A 2,540-nucleotide genomic window follows, 5' to 3' on the forward strand; every position below is an offset into this window, starting at 1 on the left:
GGCGGGCGCACCGGTGAGGCAGAGCCGCCGGTAGAGCCGGATCGCGCGGGGCGGCGGGGCGTCGGTCCAGAGGAAGTCCCACTCGTCGAGGCGGGCAACGTTGAACCGCTCCGCCAGCGTCTCCCGGTCGGTCCGGGGCAGTTGCACCCACTGCCCGGGGCGCAGTGCGCCCTCGGTGACGAGCGCGGCGAAGAGGTCGACCGCCGGGGCGGAGGCGCCGATGGCCCCGCCTGCCAGGCCGTCCCGCCGCCAGCCGCGGTCGCGTTCCGGGGCGGATCACGTGCCGGGCGAACGGGTGGTGGCCGATGGCGGCGAGGAACGCTGCCCGACCCACCAACTCCTGATCTGGCGATGATCATGGAGGCAGCCTGAAACGTCCGCCCGACCCGCCCGGTCCAGGGTGGAGATTGAGGGCCCGACCGATCGGGTACATCCCGGTCAACCCACTGGGAACCCCCACCGGAGGACACTGACATGCTTGCCATTCTCGCCGCCATCGTGTTCGGCTTCGCGCTCCTGCTGGACCTGCTGAACACCAACTTCGGCGCGCCTGACCTGTTCAACTGGCACACCCTCGTGCTGATCGGCCTGCTGCTGCTCTCGCTCCACCTCGCCGGGGTCGGCAACAGCCCGCGCGGCGCCGGCGGCGGTCGCTGGTACCGGGGCCGGCGGCCGGGTCGCGGCTGACCGTAATCGATCAGGCGGGCGGGGAGCACGGCGCGATTCCGGGGTCGCGGTCCCCGCCCGGTACTGTCTTGCTGATGGAATCCGACACCCTGTTCTCCCTCGGCGGACCCGCCGCGGCGCCCAGCGCCCCGGTGGGCCCGAGTGGTGCCGACGGATTCCCGGCGGCGGGGGAGGATTCGCCGCTGCCCGTCCGGATGCGCCCGGCGAGCATCGACGACCTGGTCGGGCAGGACCACCTGCTCGCTCCCGGCGCGCCGCTGCGCCAGCTGGTCGGCGGCGGCGCACCGATGTCGGTGATCCTCTGGGGCCCGCCGGGCAGCGGCAAGACCACCATCGCCCACCTGGTGGCCCGGGCCACCGACCGGCGCTTCGTCGCCATGTCCGCCCTCAACGCCGGGGTGAAGGACGTCCGCGCCGTGATCGACACGGCCCGACGGCAGCGTCGCGCGGGCGGCCCGCAGACCGTGCTCTTCATCGACGAGGTGCACCGGTTCAGCAAGACCCAGCAGGACTCGTTGCTCGCGGCGGTGGAGGACCGGACGGTCACCCTGCTCGCCGCGACCACGGAGAACCCGTACTTCTCGGTCATCTCACCGCTGCTGTCGCGTTGCGTGCTGCTCACCCTCCAGCCGCTGAACGACGCGGCCGTTCGCGGCCTGCTCCGCCGCGCGGTCGCCGACGAGCGTGGCCTCGCCGGCGCGCTCACCCTGGAGGCCGAGGCCGAGGACCACCTGGTACGCCTCGCCGGCGGCGACGTCCGCAAGGCGCTGACCGCGCTGGAGGCCGCGGCGGCCTCCGCCGTGGCGGTCGGCACCGGCCGGATCGACCTGGCCACGGCCGAGCAGGCGGTGGACGTGGCCGCGGTGCGCTACGACCGCGACGGTGACGCCCACTACGACATCACCAGCGCCTTCATCAAGAGCATGCGCGGCTCGGACGTGGACGCCTCACTGCACTGGCTGGCCCGGATGCTGGTCGCCGGGGAGGACGCCCGGTTCGTCGCCCGCCGGCTGGTGATCTTCGCCAGCGAGGACGTCGGCATGGCCGACCCGACCGCGTTGACCGTGGCCACCGCCGCCGCGCACGCCGTGGAGTTCGTCGGCCTGCCCGAGGCCCAGCTCAACCTGGCCCAGGCGGTGATCCATCTGGCCGCTGCCCCGAAGTCCAACTCGGCCACCACGGCCCTGGGCGCGGCGATGACCGACGTACGCGCCGGCCGCGGCGGTCCGGTGCCACGCGGCCTGCGCGACGCCCACTACGCCGGAGCCCGGGGTCTGGGGCACGGCACCGGGTACCGCTACCCGCATGACGACCAGCGCGGAGTGGTCACCCAGCAGTACGCTCCCGACGATCTCGTCGGGACCGACTACTACCAGCCCAGCGGCCACGGCGCGGAGCGGTCGGTGGCCGCCCGCCTGCCCCTGCTGCGCCGGATCGTCCGCGGGCTGCCCGCCCCGGTGTCGCGTCCCGACGGGCCGGCGGCGGCGGACGGCCGTCACCCGTCGGGCACGGGGCACACCGGTGTGGCGGATGAGAACGGCAGCGAAGCCGTCGGGGAGGGTCAGCAGTGACATCGCGTGGTGGGGAGCGACCGCAGGACGGTCCCGACGAGCGGCGCGACTCCCGCGCCAAGGGCCGACGCTGGGGTCGTGGCCGGGCCGAGGAGACTCCCCCGGAGCCGGAGGGCGAGGAGTTCGGCTGGATCGACGACCTGCGTACCGCCAAGCAGCAGCGCGGTGAGCTCGGCCCGGACGGCGAGCAGCCCCGCGCGGTCCCACCGTCGCCGCCCGCCGGCCACAACCCGACGCCGCCCCGGCCCGCCCCGGCCGGCCCTCGCCCGGACGGTCCACCAC

Annotated in this window: 2 protein-coding genes and 1 pseudogene; all 3 read left to right on the forward strand. The window is 74.6% G+C overall.

The genetic code is table 11. The features are described from left to right. Positions 1-474 precede the first annotated feature (474 nt). Positions 475-687, forward strand: a complete 213-nt coding sequence (locus E1193_RS31020; RefSeq protein ID WP_132186679.1) for a hypothetical protein — start codon at positions 475-477, stop codon at positions 685-687. A gap of 74 nt (positions 688-761) precedes the next feature. Beyond that, positions 762-2,258, forward strand: coding sequence for a replication-associated recombination protein A (locus E1193_RS31025; protein WP_132186680.1), 1,497 nt, complete (start codon positions 762-764; stop codon positions 2,256-2,258). Then, a pseudogene (locus E1193_RS31030) lies at positions 2,255-2,540 on the forward strand (hypothetical protein); the annotation flags it as partial. The gene E1193_RS31025 and the pseudogene E1193_RS31030, both read left to right, overlap by 4 nt.

The sequence above is a fragment of the Micromonospora sp. KC606 genome, from assembly GCF_004348675.1.
In the GTDB taxonomy this organism is placed as follows: Bacteria; Actinomycetota; Actinomycetes; order Mycobacteriales; family Micromonosporaceae; genus Micromonospora.